Here is a 20,515-nt window from a genome sequence, read left to right on the forward strand (position 1 = left end):
GATGTTCCCGTGGCACGGTGTTCTGTCTGGTATTGCGGGCGCCCACTCGCTACCGCCCGCAACAGGTCTTCGGTCGCCGCCGTCCGGCCGACCCGGGGTCCTGGCCCGGTCCGGCCCGCCGATCAGTCGGCGGCGCGGGCGGGCTCGGGGAGTTGAGCAGTCCCTCCGGGCCCGCGATCGTCTTCCTGGCTCCCCGCGACGGCCTCTTCGCCGTCCACAGCCCCTCCGCGGTCCTCGTCGTCCGCGGCGGGGGGTCCCGTCTCCCTCAGTTCCGCGATGGCCGCATCGAAGTCCTCGAGCGAGTCGAACGCCCGGTAGACGGAGGCGAATCGCAGATACGCGACGAGATCGAGCTCTTGCAACGGGCCGAGTATGGCCAGCCCCACGTCGTGGGTGGTCAGCTCGGCGCTGCCGGTGGCCCGCACCGCCTCCTCGACCCGTTGGCCGAGCTGGGCGAGTGCGTCCTCGGTGACAGGCCGCCCCTGGCATGCCTTGCGCACACCATTGATGACCTTGGTACGACTGAAAGGCTCGGTGACTCCGGACCGCTTGACCACCATCAGCGAGCACGTCTCCACGGTCGTGAAACGACGGGAGCAGTCCGGACACTGGCGGCGCCTGCGGATCGACGTGCCGTCGTCGGTCGTACGACTGTCGACGACGCGGCTGTCGGGGTGCCTGCAGAAGGGGCAGTGCATGATTCCCAACCCTCCTCACAGCAGACTCAATAGCCTCGCTGAGCCCCATGGGCCCCTCGAAGCAGCCCCCAGCATAGGCGATCGCAGCGGTCGTGGAGACCCGGGGGACCACAACTTCTGGGCTGCTGTAGCAATCCAAGCACTACATGTAGGGATTGGCACGGCATACACGCCGTACACGCATGTCGCGCCTGTATGGGCATGTGCCATACGACTGCCCCGGCCCCGGCGAACACGACGCACAGCCGTATCGCTGCGGCGCATGCGGAGATACCGTGGGCGCCACAAGGAGGGGACGTGGGATTCCCGCAGAGATGGGAGCCGGTACCCGGCCGACTGGGCACTGGATGGCAGACTGGGGCAACAACCCGCGAGGTCGCCATCCGGCGGTGAAGAGTACAGCAATGGGCCCTTTTGTTCGGCAGGCGGCGCGTTAGCCATACACCCAGACACATCATCGCGTCAGGTGATTCGCGATTTTTCACTCGAACGTGTGTTTGGCGCAACCTTTCGAAAGCAACTACCGTTGTCCAGCAGGGAGACCATCGAGAGGGGCCGACGTGACCACGACCGCAGACAGTGCCACCATCACTGCCCAGGACCGTTCCCAGGGCCGACTCGAGCCGGTGCATGCGATGAACGAAGCCGTGAATCCCGAGGGACACAAGCGGTCCCTCCCGGGCCGACCTCCAGGCATCCGGGCGGACAGCTCGGGGCTCACCGACCGGCAGCGCCGGGTGATCGAGGTCATCAGGGACTCCGTCCAGCGGCGCGGCTACCCGCCGTCCATGCGGGAGATCGGCCAGGCGGTCGGGCTGTCCAGCACCTCATCCGTCGCACATCAGTTGATGGCACTGGAGCGCAAGGGCTTCCTGCGCCGCGACCCGCACCGCCCGCGCGCGTACGAGGTGCGCGGCTCCGACCAGGGCGCCTCGGTGCAGCCCACGGACACCGCGGGCAAGCCCGCCGCGTCGTACGTCCCGCTCGTCGGCCGGATCGCCGCCGGTGGCCCGATCCTCGCCGAGGAGTCGGTCGAGGACGTGTTCCCCCTCCCCCGCCAACTCGTCGGCGACGGTGAGCTGTTTGTGCTGAAGGTCGTCGGTGACTCGATGATCGAGGCCGCGATCTGCGACGGCGACTGGGTCACCGTCCGCCGCCAGCCGGTCGCCGAGAACGGCGACATCGTGGCCGCGATGCTGGAAGGCGAGGCCACCGTCAAGCGCTTCAAGCGCGAGGACGGCCACGTCTGGCTCCTCCCCCACAACTCCGCGTACGAGCCGATCCCCGGCGACGACGCGACCATCCTCGGCAAGGTAGTGGCAGTACTGCGGCGCGTCTGAGTACCGCGGCAGGCCTCGCCGATCCGACCGGGCCCCGGAACCCCTGCGCCGGTTCCGGGGCCCTGCGCTGTCCGGCCCCGGTGACGGGTCGCTCTACATCGCGGGTTGGCCTGACCCGGTGCCGGGTCAGGCCAACCCGCGATCATCCGACTTCCGCCTGCGCCTTCTCGGCCTCTGCCACGAGTTCCGCCGCTTCCGTCGCCCTCGCTGCTGCATCGATCGCCGTCAGCGACTTCCGCACCTGGTTACGGTCCGTGGTGTACCAGAAGTCGGGCAGTGACGCCTTGAGGTAGCTGCCGTACCGCGCCGTCGCCAGCCGCTGATCCAGTACCGCGACCACACCACGGTCCCCCGAGGCCCGGACGAGGCGGCCGGCCCCCTGGGCCATGAGCAGCGCGGCATGCGTGGCGGCGACGGCCATGAAGCCGTTGCCCCCCGCGTCCTCCACCGCCTTCTGGCGGGCGCTCATCAGAGGGTCGTCGGGTCGGGGGAACGGGATCTTGTCCATGACGACAAGCTGGCAGCTGGGGCCGGGCACGTCGACGCCCTGCCAGAGCGACAGCGTGCCGAAAAGGCAGGTCTGCGGGTCTGCCGCGAAGTTTTTGATCAGCTCGCCGAGGGTCTCCTCGCCCTGGAGGAGGATCGGGAACTCCGGGATGCGGGAGCGCAGCTCCTCGGCGGCCAGTTGGGCAGCCCTCATGGAGGAGAACAGTCCCAGGGTGCGACCGCCTGCCGCCTGGATGAGCTCGGTCAATTCGTCGAGCATGTCCACTCGGTCACCGTCACGCGCGGGTCGTGAGAGGTGCTTGGCGACATAGAGGATGCCCTGCCTGGGGTAGTCGAAGGGCGAACCGACGTCGAGGCCCTTCCACTTCGGCAGGTCTTCGCCCTCGGTTCCTTCCGGGGCGAGCCCCAGGGACGCTCCCACACCGTTGAAGTCGCCACCCAGCTTCAGGGTCGCCGAGGTCAGGACCACGGAACGGTCCGCGAACAGCTTCTCCCGCAGCAAGCCGGACACCGACATGGGGGCCACGCGCAAGGAGGCTCCGAAGCGGTCGTGGCGCTCGTACCAGACGACGTCCCACTCCGAGCCGTTCGTGATCCGCTCCGCCACGTCGTGCACCGCCTCCACGGAGGCCAGCGCCTGTTTGCGAACCGCGTCTTCGTCCTGGACCGACTTGTCGCGGGTCGCTCCGATCGCGGAGATGACCGTACGGGCGGCGTCGCGCAGGGCCATGAGCGCGTACCCGAGGTCCTCCGGGATCTCCTCCAGCCTGCCGGGCAGGGCAAGCTCCATCAGCCGCTCGAAGCCCTCCGCCGCGGTCTGGAGCTGATCCGCCGCCTTCTCGTTGACAAGCTTCGCGGCGCGGCGCACCGCGCGGTTGACCTGGCCGGGGGTGAGCTCGCCGGTGGCGACACCGGTGACCCGGGAAACCAGCTCGTGCGCCTCGTCGACGATCAGCACTTCGTGCTGAGGAAGCACGGGGGCGCCTTCGATGGCGTCGATCGCGAGCAGTGCGTGGTTGGTGACGACGACCTCGGCGAGCTTGGCGCGCTCGCGGGCCATCTCGGCGAAGCACTCGGCGCCGTAGGCGCACTTCGTCGCTCCCAGGCACTCACGGGAGGACACGGAGATCTGCGCCCAGGCGCGGTCGGAGACACCCGGCGTGAGGTCGTCGCGGTCACCGGTCTCGGTGTCCTGCGACCAGTCCCGCAGCCGCAGCAGGTCCTGGCCCAGCTTGCTGGTGGGCGCCGCGGCCTCGAACTGGTCGAAGAGCCCCTCCTCCTCGTCCTGCGGGACGCCCTCGTGGAGGCGGTGCAGGCACAGATAGTTCGACCGGCCCTTGAGCATCGCGAACTCCGGGCGCCGGCGCAGCAGCGGGTGCAGCGCCTCGACCGTGCGCGGCAGGTCGCGCTCGACGAGCTGTCTCTGCAGGGCGAGGGTGGCCGTCGCGACGACGACCCGCTCCCCGTGCGCGAGCGCGGGCACGAGGTAGCCGAGCGACTTTCCGGTACCGGTGCCGGCCTGCACCAGCAGGTGGGAGCCGTCGTCGATCGCGTCCGCGACGGATTCGGCCATGGTCACCTGGCCGGGGCGCTCCGTACCGCCGACGGCAGTGACGGCAGCATGCAGGAGTTCGGGGAGTGAGGGCTTCGTCATAGCGCGACCACCCTACGGCCCGGCACTGACAAAGGGGTGATCAAGGCGGGGACGAGGGACGGGATCAAGACCGTGAACTCCTCGGAGAGGTGGAGGGCGAGATCGGATCTGCTCGACTCATTTCGACCAGGACCGCGTCTGATCCGGGCGGAGGCGACTTCGGTCGGGCGACCGGCTGAAATTGACCGAGGCGCAGTGGGCGGGACAGGTACGTCGGAACCCGTGGGTCCGAGGTCGTGTGCCGACGTGGTGCACCCGGGGTCGTATGTCCGTTGCTGCGTTCCCGGGTCGTCGAAAAAGTCTCGCGGCGGGTGGGAACCGGTTCGGTGCGAGCGGTGTACCAAAAGTGATTGCACGATGACGCGTTGCTACAGCAGATCGCGCAGGGATCGGTCTCGGATCATGAGGGCCGCCCGCTTGGCGGGCAGGTCGACCTCAGCGGAGAAACGGAAGCCTGCGCTCAGAAAGGCGGTGACGGACGGGATGTTGCGAAGGTCGGGTTCCGCGATGACACGAGCACAGGCGGGTCGCCTGTCGAGTACGAGATCGGCGACGGCTCTGAGAAGAGTGCTGCCGAGACCGCGCCCTCGATCGGAGACGGCGCCGATGAGGAGATGGATACCGGTGTCGTGCGGCCTGATCGGATAGTGGCGAGCCAGCGAATCCAGGTCTGCCCGGTAGATCTCCCAGTAGCTCATCGGAGTGCCCTCCAGCACCCCGAGGCAGGGATAGCTGCGCCCGTCACCGGCCAGCTGGGGCCGCAGGTGGCCCTCCGTCACGTTCTGGGGCCCGGCCAGCTCCCAGAACGCGGTGACGGCGGGGTCGTTCATCCAGCGGCAGATGAGGGCAAGGTCCCGCTCGACGCGTACGGGCACGAGTTGGAACACGCCTGCCGGGGTCGCGATCGGCCCCCAGTCGGCGACCCCGTCGAGCAGGTCGTCGCCGCCCGTGGTGCGTGAGGCGTGCGGGGCGGCCCTGTCGCTCCAGCTCCGTTGCTCGTGCCCGTGCCCGTGCCCGGCTGCAGCATCGGCCGTGGCTGCATCTGCGCCTGACCGTCCCTCCTGGAAGAGCGCGAGGAGTTCGTCGGGCAGGCGCAGGTCCAGCGTGTCCTCGTTGTCGGTGCCCCGGCCGATGCCCCGGGCAGCATTGTCCTCGCTCTCGTCGGGACAGACGCCGGTGCCGACGTCGGTCGAGGCGGCGGAAACGGCATCGGCACTCGCGTCGGTGGGAGACACAGGGCGCTCCTCTCAGGAGGTGGGGTGGGTCATGTTCCCCAGGAGTGAAGGGGGTTGGCGATGGTGACGTAGACGGACTGGGTGTCGACCGGGCCGACGAGTTCGTCCAGACCGTGCACGCGGGTCAGCAGATTGGCCTTGCAGCGCAGGACGGGTGAGTCGAGCAGGCGGCTGGGGAGCGTGGTGCGCAGTCGGGTGGGTCCGCAGGCCACGTCGTCGAGGAAGCGGCGGAAGGCGGCGAGCAGCAGCCGTTCGTCGGCCAGACGCTGGGAGCCGAACGCACCGATGAGGCCGAGGACGTTGTTGATCGCGAGGTAGTAGGCGAAGCGCTCGTCGGTGACCTCATCGGAGACGAAGGTGTCGCTGTGTGCACCGATGCCGGGCAGGCGGGCGTCGAGCTCCGTCCGTCGGGACTCGCGGAAGTAGTAGCCCTGGTTGTCCCGGTACCGGCCGCCGGCGGGCCAACCGTCGGCGTCCAACAGGACCAAGGTGTTCTGCTGATGCGCCTCCAGAGCGATGCCCGCCTCTCCGTCGAGCCACAGCACCGGGCGGACGACATGTTCCAGGTAGCGCAGGAACCACTCGGCGGCGACGGCTCCTCGAGGGCGGCCGGTGCGGGTGGCGAGACGCGTGACGACCTCGGCCAGACGGGACCGCCAGACCGGCCGGTCCGTCTCCGGACGGTCTCGGTCCGGGCTGTCACTGCGCGGGCGGTCGTCGGTGGCAGCGGCCCAGGCGTGGGGATCGGGGCGGGGAGAGACGAGTCCGGCGATGCAGGAGACGTCGTGAGAGGGGCTGAACGGGTTGTGCCGGATCATCACGTCGATTCCGGGGACGTGACTGCCGTCGGGCCCGTCGACGGCGAGCCAGGCGGGGTCACGGACGATGTCGAAGGCCGGGTGGACCGCCTGCCACTGCTTGGACAGGCCACTGCGCAGGAGCCGGTGCACCTCGACACCCCGGTGGAGTTCCTTGCGGAGGTTTTCGCGGCGGGAGTTGGTGATGCGCAGGCCCAGCGAGAGCTTGAGCATGGCGGGGGCGCCGGAGCGATGGACGGTGCGTACGGAGGAGGTGGGATGCCAGGGGGAGCCGTGCGCGCCCAGGTCCTGGAGCAGTCCGGCATCGAACAGCGGGGCGGTCCCGGCGCGGTGCCGGACCTCGCGGAGTTGCCAGGGGTGCAGGGGCAGGGCCGTGCGGCCGTCGGGCAGCGGAAGGTCGGGGCCGGCCAGGCGTTGGGTGAGCTGGGCGGCGGTGATGGGACGGCCGCGTTCGGTCCAGGCCGAGTCGGTGGCGAGGAGAGAGGGGTCGACAGCGAGCCAGTGCAGGAGAAAGGAGCCGCGCAGCTCAGGTGAGTACGAGGCTGCTTCGGATTCGGAGAGACCCTCGCGGCTCTTCGGGGCCGGGTGCAAAGGGTGGCCGAGGACGAGTGCCTGTTCGGCGGCGAGGAAGCAGTCGGGGCCGTCGTCGGGGTGCATGCGCCGCTCGCGGACGAAGGTGGCGGTACGGCGGACGGAGTCGGCTACACGGGCCACGACTTCGGCACAGGCTGCAGACGCGGGGGATTCTGCCGTCAGTGACTCCCGGGTGAGCAGCGCCGCGACGGTGACCGCATCGGCCGGCGGGGCCTGGCCGGGGGCGTCGGCGAGATGGGGCAGGCCGAAGCGGTGCCATCCCGTCGGCGACCAGTACTGGACGGGGACGAGGAGGGAGGTGCCGCTGGCGGGGAGAGGAATGCGGAGGGTGCCGTCGGTGGGGGCGGGCAGGTCCGTCTCGCGGGCCCAGCAGCGCAACAGATTCTCCACGGTGGCGGCTTCGGCCGCGGCGTGCGGGTCTGGGTGATTCAGCGGGTCGCTGGTGGCGCCGCGCAGGCGTTCCCGTTCGGGAGGGCCGCCCTGGGACGGGGTGCGGTCGGGGCGGGAGCGGCGCTGCGGAGAGGGGGATGCCTCGGAATGGTTGAGCGGGTACGTGGGGGTGCGGTCCTGGGGGGTGGGGGTGGTGTTCAAGTTCGGTGTTCCTCAGGGGTGGTTCTGCCTGGGAGGGGCTGCGGTCTCGTGGTGCAAGGGCGACCGGTTGATCGGGGATATCGGGCAGATGAGCGGTTGAACCGCGTGGAGATGAGTGGTGTTCGGGAGGGATTCGGTGAGCAATCAGCGTGCTGACGGCGACTGTTCGGAGGCGTCGGTAAGCGGCTCGCGGCTCGGCCTGTGGCGCGCGAGGTGGCGGCAGCTATGGGCCCGGACCGGAATCCTGCTCTGGGTCGAGCCCCGATTCCCACTCCAGTGCCGGCCCCGGCCCCAGTCCCAGCCCCGAACCCAGTCCCGGGCCCGGCTCCGTGTGCGGCTGTCAAACCGGCTTCAGGGGGAGCTGACGCCCCGGTCGAGGGCGTGGTTGCGGCCTCAGTTCCCGGTGTGGCTCGAGCCGGCACGCCAGTTCCTGCCGTCCCTTCGGCTCCCGCCGCTACCCCGTCCCCTCGCTCCGGCGCCGACGCTGCTGTTGTCTCCCGGCACCGCTGCCGTGACCGCGGGCCACAGCTGCCACGGCGTCGGCGAGTCGGTCGAGGACGGCCGTCGCCTGTTCGTCTGTGATCGTCAGAGGTGGGAGCAGGCGCACGACGCTCGCGTGACGACCACCGAGTTCGACGATCAGGCCACGCCGGAGGCACTCCCGCTGGACGGCGACGGCAAGCTCGGAAGACGCAGGCCGAGGGTGTGGAATGGAACCCGGCATCACGCCCCCCTCACCACCGGCGCTCCTCAGCCCGACCGAGCCCAGCAACCCAGCGGCCCCACGGTCCTCATCGGACCCACCGGGCCCGCCGGCCTCATAGGGCCCAGTGGATTGTCCGGACCTACCAGTCTCATCGGGCCCGTTGGCCCCTCCAGGCCCAGCGACACCCCACCCGTCCCCTTCGCCCTCCCCCTCCGCCATCTCCACCATCTCCATACCGATCATCAGCCCCCGCCCCCGCACATCACCGATCACGGAAAACTCCCGGCTCAGCCCTCGGAGTTGATCCAGCATCCGCGCACCGAGCGTTGCCGCACGTTCTGTGAGGCCGTTCTCGCGGACGTAGGCCATCGTGGCCGTGCCCGCAGCCATGGCGAGTTGGTTGCCGCGGAAGGTGCCGGCGTGGGCGCCGGGTTCCCAGACGTCGAGGTCGTCTCGGTAGACCACCACGGAGAGGGGCAGGCTTCCGCCGATGGCCTTGGACAGGACCATGACGTCGGGGGTGATGCCGCTGTGCTCCACGGCCCAGAAAGCGCCGGTACGGCCGACTCCCGTCTGGACCTCGTCGGCGATGAGCGGGATCGAGCGGTCGGCCGTGATCCGTCGCATGCGTCGCATCCACGCGTCGGGGGCTGGAAGAACTCCGCCCTCGCCCTGGACGGGTTCGAGGATCATGCCTGCGGGCAGCGGCACCCCGGACTTGGGGTCGTCGAGGACGGACTCCGTCCAGCGGGCGGCGAGTTCGGCGCCGTGCGGGCCGCCGACCCCGAAGGGACAGCGGTAGTCCTGCGGGTAGGGCAGCCGGGCGACCCGTACGTCGAAGGCGTCGCCGGACGCTTCGAGAGCCCCGGCGGTCATGCCGTGGTAGGCACCGGCGAAGGCGAGCATGCCGTTGCGGCCGGTCGCCGCGCGCACGAGCTTGAAGGCTGCCTCCACCGCATCGGTGCCGGCCGGGCTGCAGAACTGCACGCGCGCGTGGTCGGCGAGGCCAGGCGGCAGGGTGCGGAACAGTTCGGTGATGAAGGCGTCCTTGACGGGCGTCGCGAGGTCGAGGACGTGGAGGGGTGCGCCCGAGTCGAGGACCTTGCGGATCGCCTCCAGGACGACGGGGTGGTTGTGTCCGAGGGCAAGGGTGCCGGCGCCCGAGAGGCAGTCGAGGTAGCGGCGGCCGTCGGCGCCCTCGATGGTCAGCCCGCGTGCACGTACCGGCACGATCGGGAGGGCACGGGCATAGGTGCGTGCCGCCGACTCGCGGGCCGACTGGCGACGCAGGATTCCCTCGTGCGCGGAGCGGGCCGTCGACGGTTCCTCGACAGGGGTGTGCCCCGCCATGGCCTCCCCGGGTGCGGTCTCGGTCACGGCCATGGTTCTCCCGTCGTCGCGCTGTGCAGGGGCAAGCGGTTCCCTCGCGGACTCACCCGCCCCGACATACGGAACCCCGGGACCCTTTGCTCGACATCTCGGCACATCGATGCCCCGAGTGTCGGGAAATCTCCGGGGATTGGGGCGCCGGAGACCGACCCGTCCCCCGGCAGCAAGCCCCCACCGCTACCAACCCCGGACCGTTCACCGGGTTACGGGTTGACTGAAGATCTTTGGCGTGACGGAACTGTTGCGGTTCCATCGGAAGTCCCCCATAACGGACGCATAGTGTGTGATGCCGTTCCAGGGCGCGGTGCCGGAGGGTGAACTCGCGGGACGTCTGCGGGAAGTCCCCGGTTGCGCAGCCGGGTTCGTCCACACAGGGGGAGGCAGAGCATGCGATCCACACCGCTGTCATTGACCGCTCGCGACGAAGGCGAACAGGGCGCGCGCCGCAGAACCACTCCTGTGCTCGCCGCAATGACCCTCGCCTCCGTGCTGGCGCTGACCGCGACCGGCTGTGGTTCGGGCGACTCGGACGCGAACGCGCAGGCCTCCGCCTCGGCCGCGTCCGAGGGCGACGGCAAGATCACGATCCCGGACGACATCAGGGACAGGCTCAAGGAGCACGGGATCGATGTCGACGAGTGGAAGAACGGCGCCTGGAAGAACTGGGACAGGGACGACTGGCTGCGCGAGGCCCAGGACTACATCAACCCGATCATCGAGGGCCTGTGGGACCCGGACCGAATGCGGGAGGCCGAGGATCCCGACCGCGGTGTCCAGGAGAGCGACCTCTCGGATGACCAGGGTGTGACCGATCCGGAGCCCGCGCCGGTGGACGCGAAGCCCGTATCGCCTACGTACCACGACAATGTTCCTGAGGCGGGCAAGCTGTTCTTCGACTCCCCCGAGGGCACGATGGTCTGCTCGGCGACGGTCGTTGAGGACCCGGCCCACCCGGGCAAGTCCGACATGGTGTGGACGGCGGGGCATTGTGTGCACGCGGGCAAGAGCGGTGGCTGGTACCGCAACACCGCGTTCGTGCCGTCGTACAACGATCAGGCCCTGTCGGGCGCGGAGTTGGAGAGCGCGACCGAGAAGGATGTCGCTCCGTACGGCGTCTGGTGGGCCGACTGGGCGCAGACCTCGGACCAGTGGATCGCCCAGGGTGGTCCGACCGGCGGGGACGGTGCCCCGTACGACTTCGCCGTCATCCATGTGACGCCGGAGGAGGGTGGCAGCGGGAAGTCGCTGGAGGAGACGGTCGGTTCGGCCCTGCCGGTGAACTTCGCCGCGCCGGCTGTGCCACGGGTGGAGAGCATCACGGCCGGCGGGTATCCGGCGGCGGCGCCGTTCGACGGGGAGACGCTGTACCAGTGCCAGGACAGGCCGGGACGGCTGTCGATCAACGCCTCGGACCCGACGATGTACCGCATCGGCTGCACCATGACCGGTGGCTCGTCCGGCGGCGGCTGGGTCGCGACCGGTGCGGACGGCCGGCCGGCCCTGGTGTCCAACACCTCGATCGGGCCGGTGAACGCGGGCTGGCTGGCCGGGCCCCGGCTGGGTGAGGTGGCCAAGGGCGTGTACGACTCGGTCAGCGAGAAGTTCGCGGGCCAGTGAGCCCCTCGGCCTTCCCGAGCACCCTGACCGGCGCCGACGAACACAACGATCACGACCGCTCACGAACCGTCGGTGACCTGAACACGCTGGAGGCCCGCCCTTGGGAAAAAGGGCGGGCCTCTCAGAGAGCTACGGCTCAGAGAGCTACGGCACTCAGGCCACAACCGGTGCCGGCACGTACGGCGCCAGATCCGCGGCCAGCTCCTCGTGCACGCGCACCTTGAGCTGGGTGCCCTCCGCGGTGTGCTCCTCGGAGATCACCTCGCCCTCGTCATGGGCACGGGCGACCAGCTTGCCGTGGGTGTACGGCACGAGCGCCTCGATCTCGACGGACGGCCTGGGCAGTTCGTTGTCGATCAGGGCGAGCAGTTCGGTGATGCCCTGGCCGGTACGGGCCGAGACCGCGAGGGAGCGCTTCTCGTTCCGCATCAGCCGCTGGAGCGTCAGCGGGTCGGCCGCGTCGGCCTTGTTGATCACGACGATCTCGGGCACGTCGGTGGCGCCGACATCCCTGATCACCTCGCGCACGGCGGCCAGCTGCTCCTCCGGGTTCGGGTGCGAGCCGTCCACCACGTGCAGGATCAGGTCGGACTCGCCGACCTCCTCCATCGTGGAGCGGAACGCCTCGACCAGGTGGTGCGGCAGGTGCCGTACAAAACCGACGGTGTCGGCCAGCGTGTACAGGCGGCCGCTCGGGGTCTCCGCGCGGCGGACGGTCGGGTCGAGGGTCGCGAACAGGGCGTTCTCGACCAGGACGCCCGCGCCCGTGAGGCGGTTGAGCAGGGACGACTTGCCGGCGTTGGTGTAACCCGCGATGGCGACCGAGGGCACCTTGTGGCGCTTGCGCTCCTGCCGCTTGATCTCGCGGCCGGTCTTCATGGCCGCGATCTCCCGGCGCATCTTCGCCATCTTCTCGCGGATCCGACGCCGGTCCGTCTCGATCTTGGTCTCACCGGGACCACGGGTGGCGAGGCCGCCGCCCTTGCCGCCGCCCATCTGACGGGACAGCGACTGACCCCAGCCGCGCAGTCGCGGCAGCATGTACTGCATCTGCGCGAGCGCGACCTGCGCCTTGCCCTCCCGGGACTTGGCGTGCTGGGCGAAGATGTCGAGGATCAGGGCCGTACGGTCGATGACCTTGACCTTGACGACGTCCTCGAGGTGGATGAGCTGGCCCGGGCTGAGCTCACCGTCGCAGATGACGGTGTCCGCGCCGGTCTCCAGGACGATGTCCCGCAGCTCGTCGGCCTTGCCGGAACCGATGTAGGTGGCCGCGTCGGGCTTGTCGCGGCGCTGGATCACGCCGTCGAGCACGAGTGCGCCGGCGGTCTCCGCGAGGGCGGCGAGCTCCGCGAGGGAGTTGTCCGCGTCCTGCGCGGTCCCCGTGGTCCATACGCCGACCAGGACGACCCGCTCCAGACGGAGCTGGCGGTACTCGACCTCGGTGACGTCCTCGAGCTCGGTGGAGAGGCCTGCGACGCGGCGCAGGGCCGCGCGCTCGGAGCGGTCGAACTGCTCGCCGTCCCGCTCTCCGTCGATCTCGTGGCTCCAGGCGACGTCCTCTTCCATCAGGGCATCGGCCCGGAGACCTTCGGCGTATGTGTGCGCGAGGCGCTGCGTGTCCTGGGAAGGGGATGAAGAGGAGGTCATTTGATCCTTACGTCGATGGGGATTCCGATTCGGCGGTCATGTGGCACAACGCACGAGCACCTTGGGAGATTCCCGCGCCCCGTGCCGCGCCGACCTGAAGATGGTCGCACGGTACGGGGCGTCTCGTCACCGCCTTTTCGCCGGTGCCACGGCCTTCCAGTCCGGGTGGCCGGGCATCGGCGGGGTCTTCTTGCCGTAGAGCCAGCCCTGGAGGAAGTCGCCGAGGTCGCGCCCGGAGATCTCGGAGGCGAGGTGCACGAAGTCGGCGGTCGACGCCGTGCCGTCCCGGTGTTCCTGCACCCAGGCCCGTTCCAGGTTCTCGAAGGACTTGCGGCCGATCTCCTGGCGCAGGGCGTACAGGACCAGGGCGGCGCCGTCGTAGACGTTCGGCCGGAAGATGCTGATCTTCTGGCCGGGCTCGGGCGGCTTGGGCGCGGCCGGCGGTCCGCCTTCGGCCCGCCAGCGGTTGGAAGCGCCGTAGGCGGCCTTCATGCGGGCCGCAAGGGTGCGGCCCGCCTTCTCCTCCGCGTACAGGGCCTCGTACCAGGTGGCATGTCCTTCGTTGAGCCACAGGTCCGACCAGGTGCGGGGGCTGACGCTGTCGCCGAACCACTGGTGGGCGAGCTCGTGGACCATGATCGACTCGACGTACCACTTGGGGTAGGCGGGCTCGGTGAAGAGGTCCTTCTCGAAGAGGGACAGGGTTTGGGTTTCCAACTCGAAGCCGGTGTCGGCGGCGGCCATGAGGATGCCGTACGTCTCGAACGGGTACGGCCCGACTTTGCCCTCCATCCAGGCGAGCTGGCCGGGGGTCTTCTTGAGCCAGGGTTCGAGCTTGGCGCGGTCCTTCGTGCGCACGACGTCCCGGACGGGCAGTCCGTGCGGGCCGCTGCGGCGCAGCACGGTGGAGCGGCCGATGGACACCTGCGCGAGTTCGGTGGCCATGGGGTGCTGGGTGCGGTACGTCCAGGTGGTCGTCCGGCCGGCGCGGTCCTCGTCCGTCGGCAGTCCGTTGGCGACGGCCGTGTAGCCGTCGGGTGCGGTGACCCGGATGGTGAACATCGCCTTGTCGGAGGGGTGGTCGTTGCAGGGGAACACCAGGTGGGCGGCGTCGGCCTGGTTGGCCATGGCGAGCCCGTCCGCGGTGCGCACCCAGCCGCCGTCCCGGTCGTCGGCGGAGACGGGGTCACTGGTGTGCCGCACGGTGATCCGCATCCAGCTACCGGCGGGCAGCGGCCCGTCGGGCGTGACGACGAGGTCCTCGTCGGCGCTGGTGAAGGCCGCGGGCAGACCGTCGACCTCCACCGATCGGACGTCGCCGTGTGCGAAGTCGAGGTTGATGCGGTCGAGTTCGGTCGTCGTCCAGGCATCGATCGTGGTGACGGCCGTGAGTGGCTTGCTGTTGTCGCCGGGATAGGTGAAGGAGAGGTCGTACGACGCCACGTCGTAGCCGGGGTTGCCGAGGTGCGGGAAAAGGCGGTCACCGACCCCGAGCGGTGTGGCCGGGGCGCTCGCGGCCAGCAGGCAGACGGAGACGGCAGAGGCGAGCAGCGCGGCCGCCTTGCGCCGTCGGGCGTTTCCGGTACGGCGACGGGGGGCGTCGGGGCCGGGCCGGTCGGCGTGGGTGGGGTGCGTGGGGGTGGGACCGGCGTGTGTGTGGGAGCTGAGCGGCATGCACCACGGCTACCAGCGCGCACGTGCGCCACGGCGACGACTCGCGACTGTCCCACTCGAACGGGGTGCTCCGGTTCCGTTGAGGAGACGCGTGAGGTCCTGCGGCCGGCCACACGCGCTGAGGATCTGTGGCCCGCCACGCGCGCGTTCAAAGGTCCTGAGGCCTGCCACGCCCGCATCGTCAGGACCAGAGGCCTGCCACGCGCGCGCTGAGTTCCTGCGGGCTCCACGCGCGCGTGAGCGGCCTGTCGACCGGCCCTGCACCCGCTCACCAAGACCTGTGGCCCCGCCCTCACGCACATGCAGACCTGCGGACCGGCCCTCACCCACATGCAGACCAGCAGACCGGCCACCCACACGCATGCAGACCAGCGGGACGGTCCCCACGCACATGCAGACCAGCGGGACGGTCCCCCACGCGCGTGCAGACCAATGGCCCCACCCCTGTCGGGCGCGCCCCTGATGCGTCCTTCAGGCCCCAGGCGTCTGCGCCCTGCTCACGTCGTACACCCCGGCCACGTTCCGCATCGCCCGCATCAGCGACGGCAGCCGGGCCGCATCCGGCAGCTCGACGGTGTACGTGTGGCGGACTCGCTGCTGGCTGGGGGGTTCGACGGTCGCGGAGACGATCTCGGCGCCCTCGCCGGCCATGGCCTCGGTGAGGTCGGCGAGGAGGTGCGGTCGGCCGAACGATTCCGCGAACAGCGTGACCCGGCACCCGGCGGTGTCGCCCCAGCGCACGCCGACCTCCGTACGCCCCACGCTCTTCATCCGCGCCACCGCGGCGCACTCCACTCGGTGCACGGTGACCACTCCCCCGCGCACGGCGAAACCGGTGATCTCGTCGGGCGGTACGGGCGTGCAGCAGCCGGCGAGCCGTACGGTCGCGCCGGACTGGTCGATGAGGGCGACGGCGGCGCCGGGGCGTTCGGCGGCCGGGTTGTCGGAGGTCGGCGGGTCGGCGATGATCCGGCCCACGCCGTCGGGAGTGTCGGCAACCGACGGCTCCGCGGCGGAGACCCGGAAGGGGTTCGCATCCCCCCGCCCGGCCCGCAGGTCCTCGGTCGTCGCGGCGGCCGTAACGTCCCGCTCCGCGATCTCCTCCGGCGTCTCGTGCGACGGATGGGTCGCGATCCACCGCTGGATGGCGATCCGCGCCGCGGGCGTGTGCGCGTGGTCCAGCCACTCCTTGGAGGGCTCGGCGGCGGGGTCCTGTCCCATGAGGAGCTGGACGGTGTCACCGTCCTTCAGAACGGTGCTCAGGGTCGCCAGACGGCCGTTGACGCGGGCGCCGAGGCACGCGTGCGCGTCCTCGCCGTACTGCGCGTACGCGGCGTCCACACAGGTCGCGCCCTCGGGCAGGCCCAGGGTGCCGCCATCGGGCCGGAAGACGGTGATCTCGCGGTCCTGGGCGAGGTCCTCACGAAGGGTCGACCAGAAGGTGTCGGCGTCCGGCGCGGCCGCCTGCCAGTCGAGGAGGCGGGAGAGCCAGCCGGGCCGGGTGGGGTCCACCCGCTCCTCGTCGGCGCCTGCGCCGGTGGACGCGCCCGGCGCCTCCGAGGTGTCCGCGGGTGAGGCGTAGGGATTGCCGAGCGCGACCACGCCGGCCTCGGCGACCTTGTGCATCTGATGGGTGCGGATGAGGACTTCGACGACCTGGCCGTCGCCGCGGGCCACGGCGGTGTGCAGCGACTGGTACAGGTTGAACTTCGGTACGGCGATGAAGTCCTTGAACTCCGAGACGACCGGCGTCATACAGGTGTGCAGTTCACCCAGGACGCCGTAGCAGTCCGCGTCCTCGCCCACCAGAACCAGCAGGCGGCCGAAGTCCGCGCCGCGCAACCTGCCGCGCTTGCGGGCCACCCGGTGCACGGAGACGAAGTGCCGTGGCCTGATGACGACTTCGGCCGGGATACCGGCCTCGCGCAGCACGGAGCGCACCTCGTCGGCGATCTCGGCGAGCGGGTCGTCCGCGCGGGAGGCGTTGTCGACGATCAACTCGCGCGTGTGCTCGTACTCCTCGGGGTGGAGGATCGCGAAGACCAGGTCTTCCAGCTCGGTCTTGAGTGCCTGGACGCCGAGGCGTTCGGCGAGCGGGATGAGAACGTCCCGGGTCACCTTGGCGATGCGGGCCTGCTTCTCGGGGCGCATCACGCCGAGGGTGCGCATGTTGTGCAGCCGGTCGGCGAGTTTGATCGACATCACGCGGACGTCGTTGCCGGTGGCGACGAGCATCTTGCGGAAGGTCTCGGGTTCGGCGGCGGCGCCGTAGTCGACCTTCTCCAGCTTGGTGACGCCGTCGACGAGGAAGCGGACCTCCGCGCCGAACTCCTCGCCGACCTGATCGAGCGTCACCTCGGTGTCCTCGACGGTGTCGTGGAGCAGAGAGGCCGTCAAGGTCGTGGTCTCGGCGCCGAGTTCGGCGAGGATCAGCGTCACGGCGAGCGGATGCGTGATGTACGGCTCACCGCTCTTGCGCATCTGGCCGCGGTGCGAGGACTCGGCAAGGACCCAGGCGCGGCGCAGCGGTTCGAGGTCGGCGTCGGGGTGGTGGGCGCGGTGGGCCTCGGCGACATGGCCGATGGCGTCGGGCATCCGGTCTCGGGCGGCGGGGCCGAGCAGCGCGGCGCGGCCCAGGCGGCGCAGGTCGATCCGCGCCCGCCAACGGGCGGCCGCACCTGTTACCGGACCTGGGGTCGCGGGGTTCGTGGCCTCCGCACTCATGGGCACCTCCGGCTGTGGACCGGCGGACGGGGTGCCCCATGGCGGACACGGCTCAGGGGATGGCATCTGTCCCCGTCCGGGCCGGTGCTTGATGCTACCGAGCCCATCACGCCCGACTGACCGCCTCTCGGCGAGCGTGAAACGGATCACCCAATCGAGCGATGGCTTCCAGGTTTACGATTTCACGCCGCCTGGCCAGCAGCCAACCGTGGTTTTGAATCGCACAGAGGGCCGAAGGCTGCGGTTCCACGCCTTGGGCCGTCCGAGTGCTGTGATTCATATGGTCAACCAATCGCGTTTTCCAGCCAGTCGGCGTCGATCTCGCCCTCGGCGACGATCACCGCCGGACCGGTCATCTCGATCTCGCCGTCGCTCCGCTCGGTGATCACCAGGGTGCCTCCGGGCACATCGACGGTGTAGGTCGCCGGAGTGCCGGTGGCCATCGGGTCGGCGCCGTCCCGGCGGGCCGTGGCGACGGCGACGGCGCACGCGCCCGTGCCGCACGACCGGGTCTCGCCCGCCCCGCGCTCGTGCACGCGCATGGCGACATGGCGGGGGCCGCGGTCGACCACGAACTCGACGTTGACCCCGCTCGGGTAGGCGGCGGCCGGGTTGAACGGCGGCGGGGAGTACAGGTCACCGGCGTGCGCGAGGTCGTCCACGAAGGCGACGGCGTGCGGATTGCCCATGTTCACGTTGCGTGCGGGCCAGCTGCGGTCACCCACACTCACCGTGACGTCCCCCTCGGGGAGCAGCGCCTTGCCCATGCCGACGGTGACGTCACCGCCCTTCGCGATGTGCACGGCCTTCACGCCCCCGCGCGTGGCCACGGCGAGGTCGCCCTCGCTGACGTGACCGGCGCGCTGGAGGTAGCGGGCGAAGACGCGTACGCCGTTGCCGCACATCTCGGCGATGGATCCGTCGCCGTTGCGGTAGTCCATGAACCACTCGGCCTCCCCGGCCATGTGGGTGGCCTCGGGGTGCTCGGCGGACCGTACGACGTGGAGCAGGCCGTCACCGCCGATGCCTGCCCGGCGGTCGCACAGGGCGGCGACGGCGGCGGGGGGCAGGTCGAGGGTGTTCTCGGGGTCCGGGACGATCACGAAGTCGTTCTCGGTGCCGTGGCCCTTGAGAAAGGGGATCCGGGTGCTCATGTCTCGATCGTACGTGCAGGCCGGTGGTGACTGGCCGCGCCGGCGCCCACGCGGCGGGAGCCGCAGATCGACACGGCCCCGCGCCCTTGAAAGCCTCTAGCGGAGCCTCGCCACGCGCCAGACCGCGAGAACGACCACAACCGCCACCAGCAACACGTACCCGAGCACGACCCGCCAGTCCGCGCGGCGGCCGGACCCTCGCTGCGGCAGTCCCGGCCACGTGTAACCAACCCGGCGTGCGGCCATCATGCCCCAGCCCGCCGCACAGGAGCAGATCAGCAGACCCAGCATCGCGATCACCGCTCCGCTGTCACCGAAGTCGAAGGCCAGGGGGAAGGCGAACATCAGGGAGCCGACCGCGGCCAGCGAGACGATGGGAGCGAGCTGCCAGATCCGCAGACGGCGCTGCGGGCGCAGCTCGACCTCGACCTCTTCCCCGCCCGGGAACATCTCCTCGGGCTCGGGACCGTCGGCGGTCACACCGCCCTGGGTGTCGTCGGGCCCGTCGGGGCTCAGACGCTCTGCGTCCAGCTCCGGTTCACCGCTCTCGGCGGTGAGGGGCTCGGTGCCTTGTGCGGTGTCGCGAGGGCCGGCCTCCATCGCCACGCGCCCTCCCAACTCGGACTCCACTTGGTCGATCGAAGCTCGATGATGGCACGGCGCCGGAGGCCGGGATGACGGCCGGAGCGTCCCGATGCCAGGACGTGATCAGGCTGTGACCGGTCGTTCGAGCAACGCCAGTGCGAGCTGCGGAAGTTCTGTGAGATGCGCCGCAGCCCCACTCAACCAGTGCACCCGCGGATCGCGCCTGAACCATGAATCCTGACGGCGCGCGAAGCGTTTCGTGGCACGGATGGTCTCGGCCCGCGCGTCCTCCATCGTGCGCTCCCCCGAGAGCGCCGCGAGCACCTGCTGGTACCCGAGCGCACGCGAGGCCGTGCGCCCCTCGCGCAACCCGCACGCCTCCAGCTCCCGCACCTCGTCCACGAGCCCCGCCTCCCACATCCGGTCGACGCGGCGCGCGATGCGCTCGTCGAGTTCGGGCCGCGCGACGTCGACGCCGATCTGGACGGTGTCGTAGACCGAGTCGTGGCCGGGGAGATTGGCAGTGAAGGGCTTGCCGGTGATCTCGATCACTTCGAGGGCCCGGACGATACGGCGACCGTTGCTGGGCAGGATCGCCTGCCCGGCCCCGGGGTCGGCGGCGGAGAGACGGGCGTGCAGCGCGCCGGAGCCGCGCAGCACGAGTTCCTCCTCCAGGCGGGCCCTGACCTCGGGGTCGGTGCCGGGGAACTCCAGGTTGTCGACGGCCCCGCGGACGTACAGCCCGGAGCCGCCGACGAGGATCGGCCAGCGGCCCTCGGCGAGCAGGGCGTCGATGCGGGCGCGGGCCAGCCTCTGGTACTCGGCGACGGACGCCGTGACGGTCACGTCCCAGATGTCCAGGAGGTGGTGCGGGACGCCGTCGCGTTCCTCGGGCGTCAGCTTGGCGGTGCCGATGTCCATCCCTCGGTAGAGCTGCATGGAGTCTGCGTTGACGACCTCACCTCCCAGTCGCTGGGCGAGAAAGACGCCCAGATCGGACTTTCCGGCCGCGGTGGGTCCGACGACGGCGATGACGCGGGGGGAGGGGGGTGCGCTGCTCACCGCTCCAGTCTCGCAAACCCAGGAGCACCACCTCGAACGAGTTACGTGACGACGCGGGTCCGGCGTCGTTGCCAGTTGCGTGGTTTCCGCCGCCCTGTCTGCGGCGGCGGCGATCCGGGTGGCGCAATCGGGCGCTCCGGACGACGCGGGGTTTCCCCGCACGAGTAAGGTATGGAGTGGATATGGGCGTTTTCGCACGACTTCTCCGGAGGTCGAAGGCCACGGAGGAGGCGTCAACCGCCGAGGCGCAGGCCGACATCCGGACGGCCGAGCCCGCGGCGGAGGAGGCGGGAGAGGCGAAGGGGGCGACCGAGGCCGAAGCCAAGGTCGAGGCCGAGCCCCAGGCCGAGGGCAAGACCCAGGTCGAGGTCGCCGGGACGGCCGAGGACGCGGACGGAGCGACGGTGACGGAGGCCGTCGAGGACGCCGCCGCCGAGGGCGTGGATATCCCCAAGCAGCAGTCCGCCGACGAGGCGGCCGACCGTGAGGCCGGTGAGGGCGCCCGCACGTAACTGCC

At 70.4% G+C, this 20,515-nt stretch carries 14 protein-coding genes; 3 read left to right on the forward strand and 11 right to left on the reverse strand.

Annotated features, from left to right (window positions below):
* Positions 1-122: 122 nt before the first annotated feature.
* On the reverse strand, positions 123-698 hold the full coding sequence (gene nrdR / locus OG841_RS13240) for a transcriptional regulator NrdR (RefSeq protein ID WP_280862202.1): 576 nt from the start codon (positions 696-698) through the stop codon (positions 123-125).
* 560 nt (positions 699-1,258) lie between these two features.
* On the opposite strand from nrdR, the gene lexA reads away from it, so the two are divergent.
* Entirely contained in the window at positions 1,259-2,038 is a 780-nt protein-coding gene (gene lexA, locus OG841_RS13245; RefSeq protein ID WP_057613273.1) for a transcriptional repressor LexA, read from the forward strand.
* A gap of 142 nt (positions 2,039-2,180) precedes the next feature.
* Here the strand turns inward: lexA and OG841_RS13250 are convergent, their stop codons facing one another.
* The 4 genes from OG841_RS13250 to OG841_RS13265 form a co-directional block, all read right to left on the reverse strand.
* Complete coding sequence (locus OG841_RS13250; RefSeq protein WP_328641292.1) at positions 2,181-4,199, reverse strand: ATP-dependent DNA helicase; 2,019 nt, start codon at positions 4,197-4,199, stop codon at positions 2,181-2,183.
* Between the two features lie 368 nt (positions 4,200-4,567).
* Complete coding sequence (locus OG841_RS13255; RefSeq protein ID WP_328641291.1) at positions 4,568-5,434, reverse strand: GNAT family N-acetyltransferase; 867 nt, start codon at positions 5,432-5,434, stop codon at positions 4,568-4,570.
* Positions 5,435-5,463: 29 nt separating this feature from the next.
* A complete protein-coding gene (locus tag OG841_RS13260; protein WP_328641290.1) occupies positions 5,464-7,437 on the reverse strand; it encodes an IucA/IucC family protein in 1,974 nt (657 codons plus the stop codon).
* A gap of 454 nt (positions 7,438-7,891) precedes the next feature.
* Positions 7,892-9,526, reverse strand: coding sequence for a diaminobutyrate--2-oxoglutarate transaminase family protein (locus OG841_RS13265; protein WP_371565351.1), 1,635 nt, complete (start codon positions 9,524-9,526; stop codon positions 7,892-7,894).
* Positions 9,527-9,919: 393 nt separating this feature from the next.
* On the opposite strand from OG841_RS13265, the gene OG841_RS13270 reads away from it, so the two are divergent.
* Positions 9,920-11,149 (forward strand): trypsin-like serine peptidase, encoded by a 1,230-nt coding sequence (locus OG841_RS13270; protein WP_328641289.1) that lies wholly within the window; start codon positions 9,920-9,922, stop codon positions 11,147-11,149.
* A gap of 153 nt (positions 11,150-11,302) precedes the next feature.
* On the opposite strand, the gene hflX is transcribed toward OG841_RS13270, so the two are convergent.
* From hflX to miaA, 6 genes are all read right to left on the reverse strand, one after another.
* Positions 11,303-12,799, reverse strand: a complete 1,497-nt coding sequence (hflX, locus tag OG841_RS13275) for a GTPase HflX (RefSeq protein ID WP_328641288.1) — start codon at positions 12,797-12,799, stop codon at positions 11,303-11,305.
* Between the two features lie 126 nt (positions 12,800-12,925).
* Positions 12,926-14,473, reverse strand: a complete 1,548-nt coding sequence (locus OG841_RS13280) for a M1 family metallopeptidase (protein ID WP_328641287.1) — start codon at positions 14,471-14,473, stop codon at positions 12,926-12,928.
* Between the two features lie 471 nt (positions 14,474-14,944).
* Positions 14,945-17,197: a RelA/SpoT family protein gene (locus OG841_RS13285; protein WP_371565352.1), complete on the reverse strand. Its 2,253-nt coding sequence runs from the start codon at positions 17,195-17,197 to the stop codon at positions 14,945-14,947.
* Between the two features lie 284 nt (positions 17,198-17,481).
* On the reverse strand, positions 17,482-18,351 hold the full coding sequence (gene dapF / locus OG841_RS13290; RefSeq protein WP_371565354.1) for a diaminopimelate epimerase: 870 nt from the start codon (positions 18,349-18,351) through the stop codon (positions 17,482-17,484).
* 96 nt (positions 18,352-18,447) lie between these two features.
* Positions 18,448-18,951 carry a hypothetical protein gene (locus OG841_RS13295; protein ID WP_328643675.1) on the reverse strand — a complete coding sequence of 168 codons (504 nt, stop codon included), beginning with the start codon at positions 18,949-18,951 and terminating at the stop codon, positions 18,448-18,450.
* A gap of 108 nt (positions 18,952-19,059) precedes the next feature.
* Positions 19,060-19,998, reverse strand: coding sequence for a tRNA (adenosine(37)-N6)-dimethylallyltransferase MiaA (miaA, locus tag OG841_RS13300; protein ID WP_328641284.1), 939 nt, complete (start codon positions 19,996-19,998; stop codon positions 19,060-19,062).
* Between the two features lie 182 nt (positions 19,999-20,180).
* Here miaA and OG841_RS13305 point away from each other — a divergent pair, with 182 nt between their 5' ends.
* On the forward strand, positions 20,181-20,510 hold the full coding sequence (locus OG841_RS13305) for a hypothetical protein (RefSeq protein ID WP_328641283.1): 330 nt from the start codon (positions 20,181-20,183) through the stop codon (positions 20,508-20,510).
* Positions 20,511-20,515: the final 5 nt, after the last annotated feature.

The sequence above is a fragment of the Streptomyces canus genome, assembly GCF_041435015.1.
GTDB lineage: Bacteria > Actinomycetota > Actinomycetes > Streptomycetales > Streptomycetaceae > Streptomyces > Streptomyces canus_G.

Bases quoted from the DNA above. Each gene is read 5' to 3' on its own strand.
- nrdR (WP_280862202.1), bottom strand. From the start codon at position 698: ATGCACTGCCCCTTCTGCAGGCACCCCGACAGCCGCGTCGTCGACAGT.
- OG841_RS13250 (WP_328641292.1), bottom strand. From the start codon at position 4,199: ATGACGAAGCCCTCACTCCCCGAACTCCTGCATGCTGCCGTCACTGCC.
- OG841_RS13265 (WP_371565351.1), bottom strand. From the start codon at position 9,526: ATGGCCGTGACCGAGACCGCACCCGGGGAGGCCATGGCGGGGCACACC.
- OG841_RS13270 (WP_328641289.1), top strand. From the start codon at position 9,920: ATGCGATCCACACCGCTGTCATTGACCGCTCGCGACGAAGGCGAACAG.
- hflX (WP_328641288.1), bottom strand. From the start codon at position 12,799: ATGACCTCCTCTTCATCCCCTTCCCAGGACACGCAGCGCCTCGCGCAC.
- OG841_RS13280 (WP_328641287.1), bottom strand. From the start codon at position 14,473: ATGCCGCTCAGCTCCCACACACACGCCGGTCCCACCCCCACGCACCCC.
- OG841_RS13285 (WP_371565352.1), bottom strand. From the start codon at position 17,197: ATGAGTGCGGAGGCCACGAACCCCGCGACCCCAGGTCCGGTAACAGGT.
- dapF (WP_371565354.1), bottom strand. From the start codon at position 18,351: ATGAGCACCCGGATCCCCTTTCTCAAGGGCCACGGCACCGAGAACGAC.
- OG841_RS13295 (WP_328643675.1), bottom strand. From the start codon at position 18,951: ATGGAGGCCGGCCCTCGCGACACCGCACAAGGCACCGAGCCCCTCACC.
- OG841_RS13305 (WP_328641283.1), top strand. From the start codon at position 20,181: ATGGGCGTTTTCGCACGACTTCTCCGGAGGTCGAAGGCCACGGAGGAG.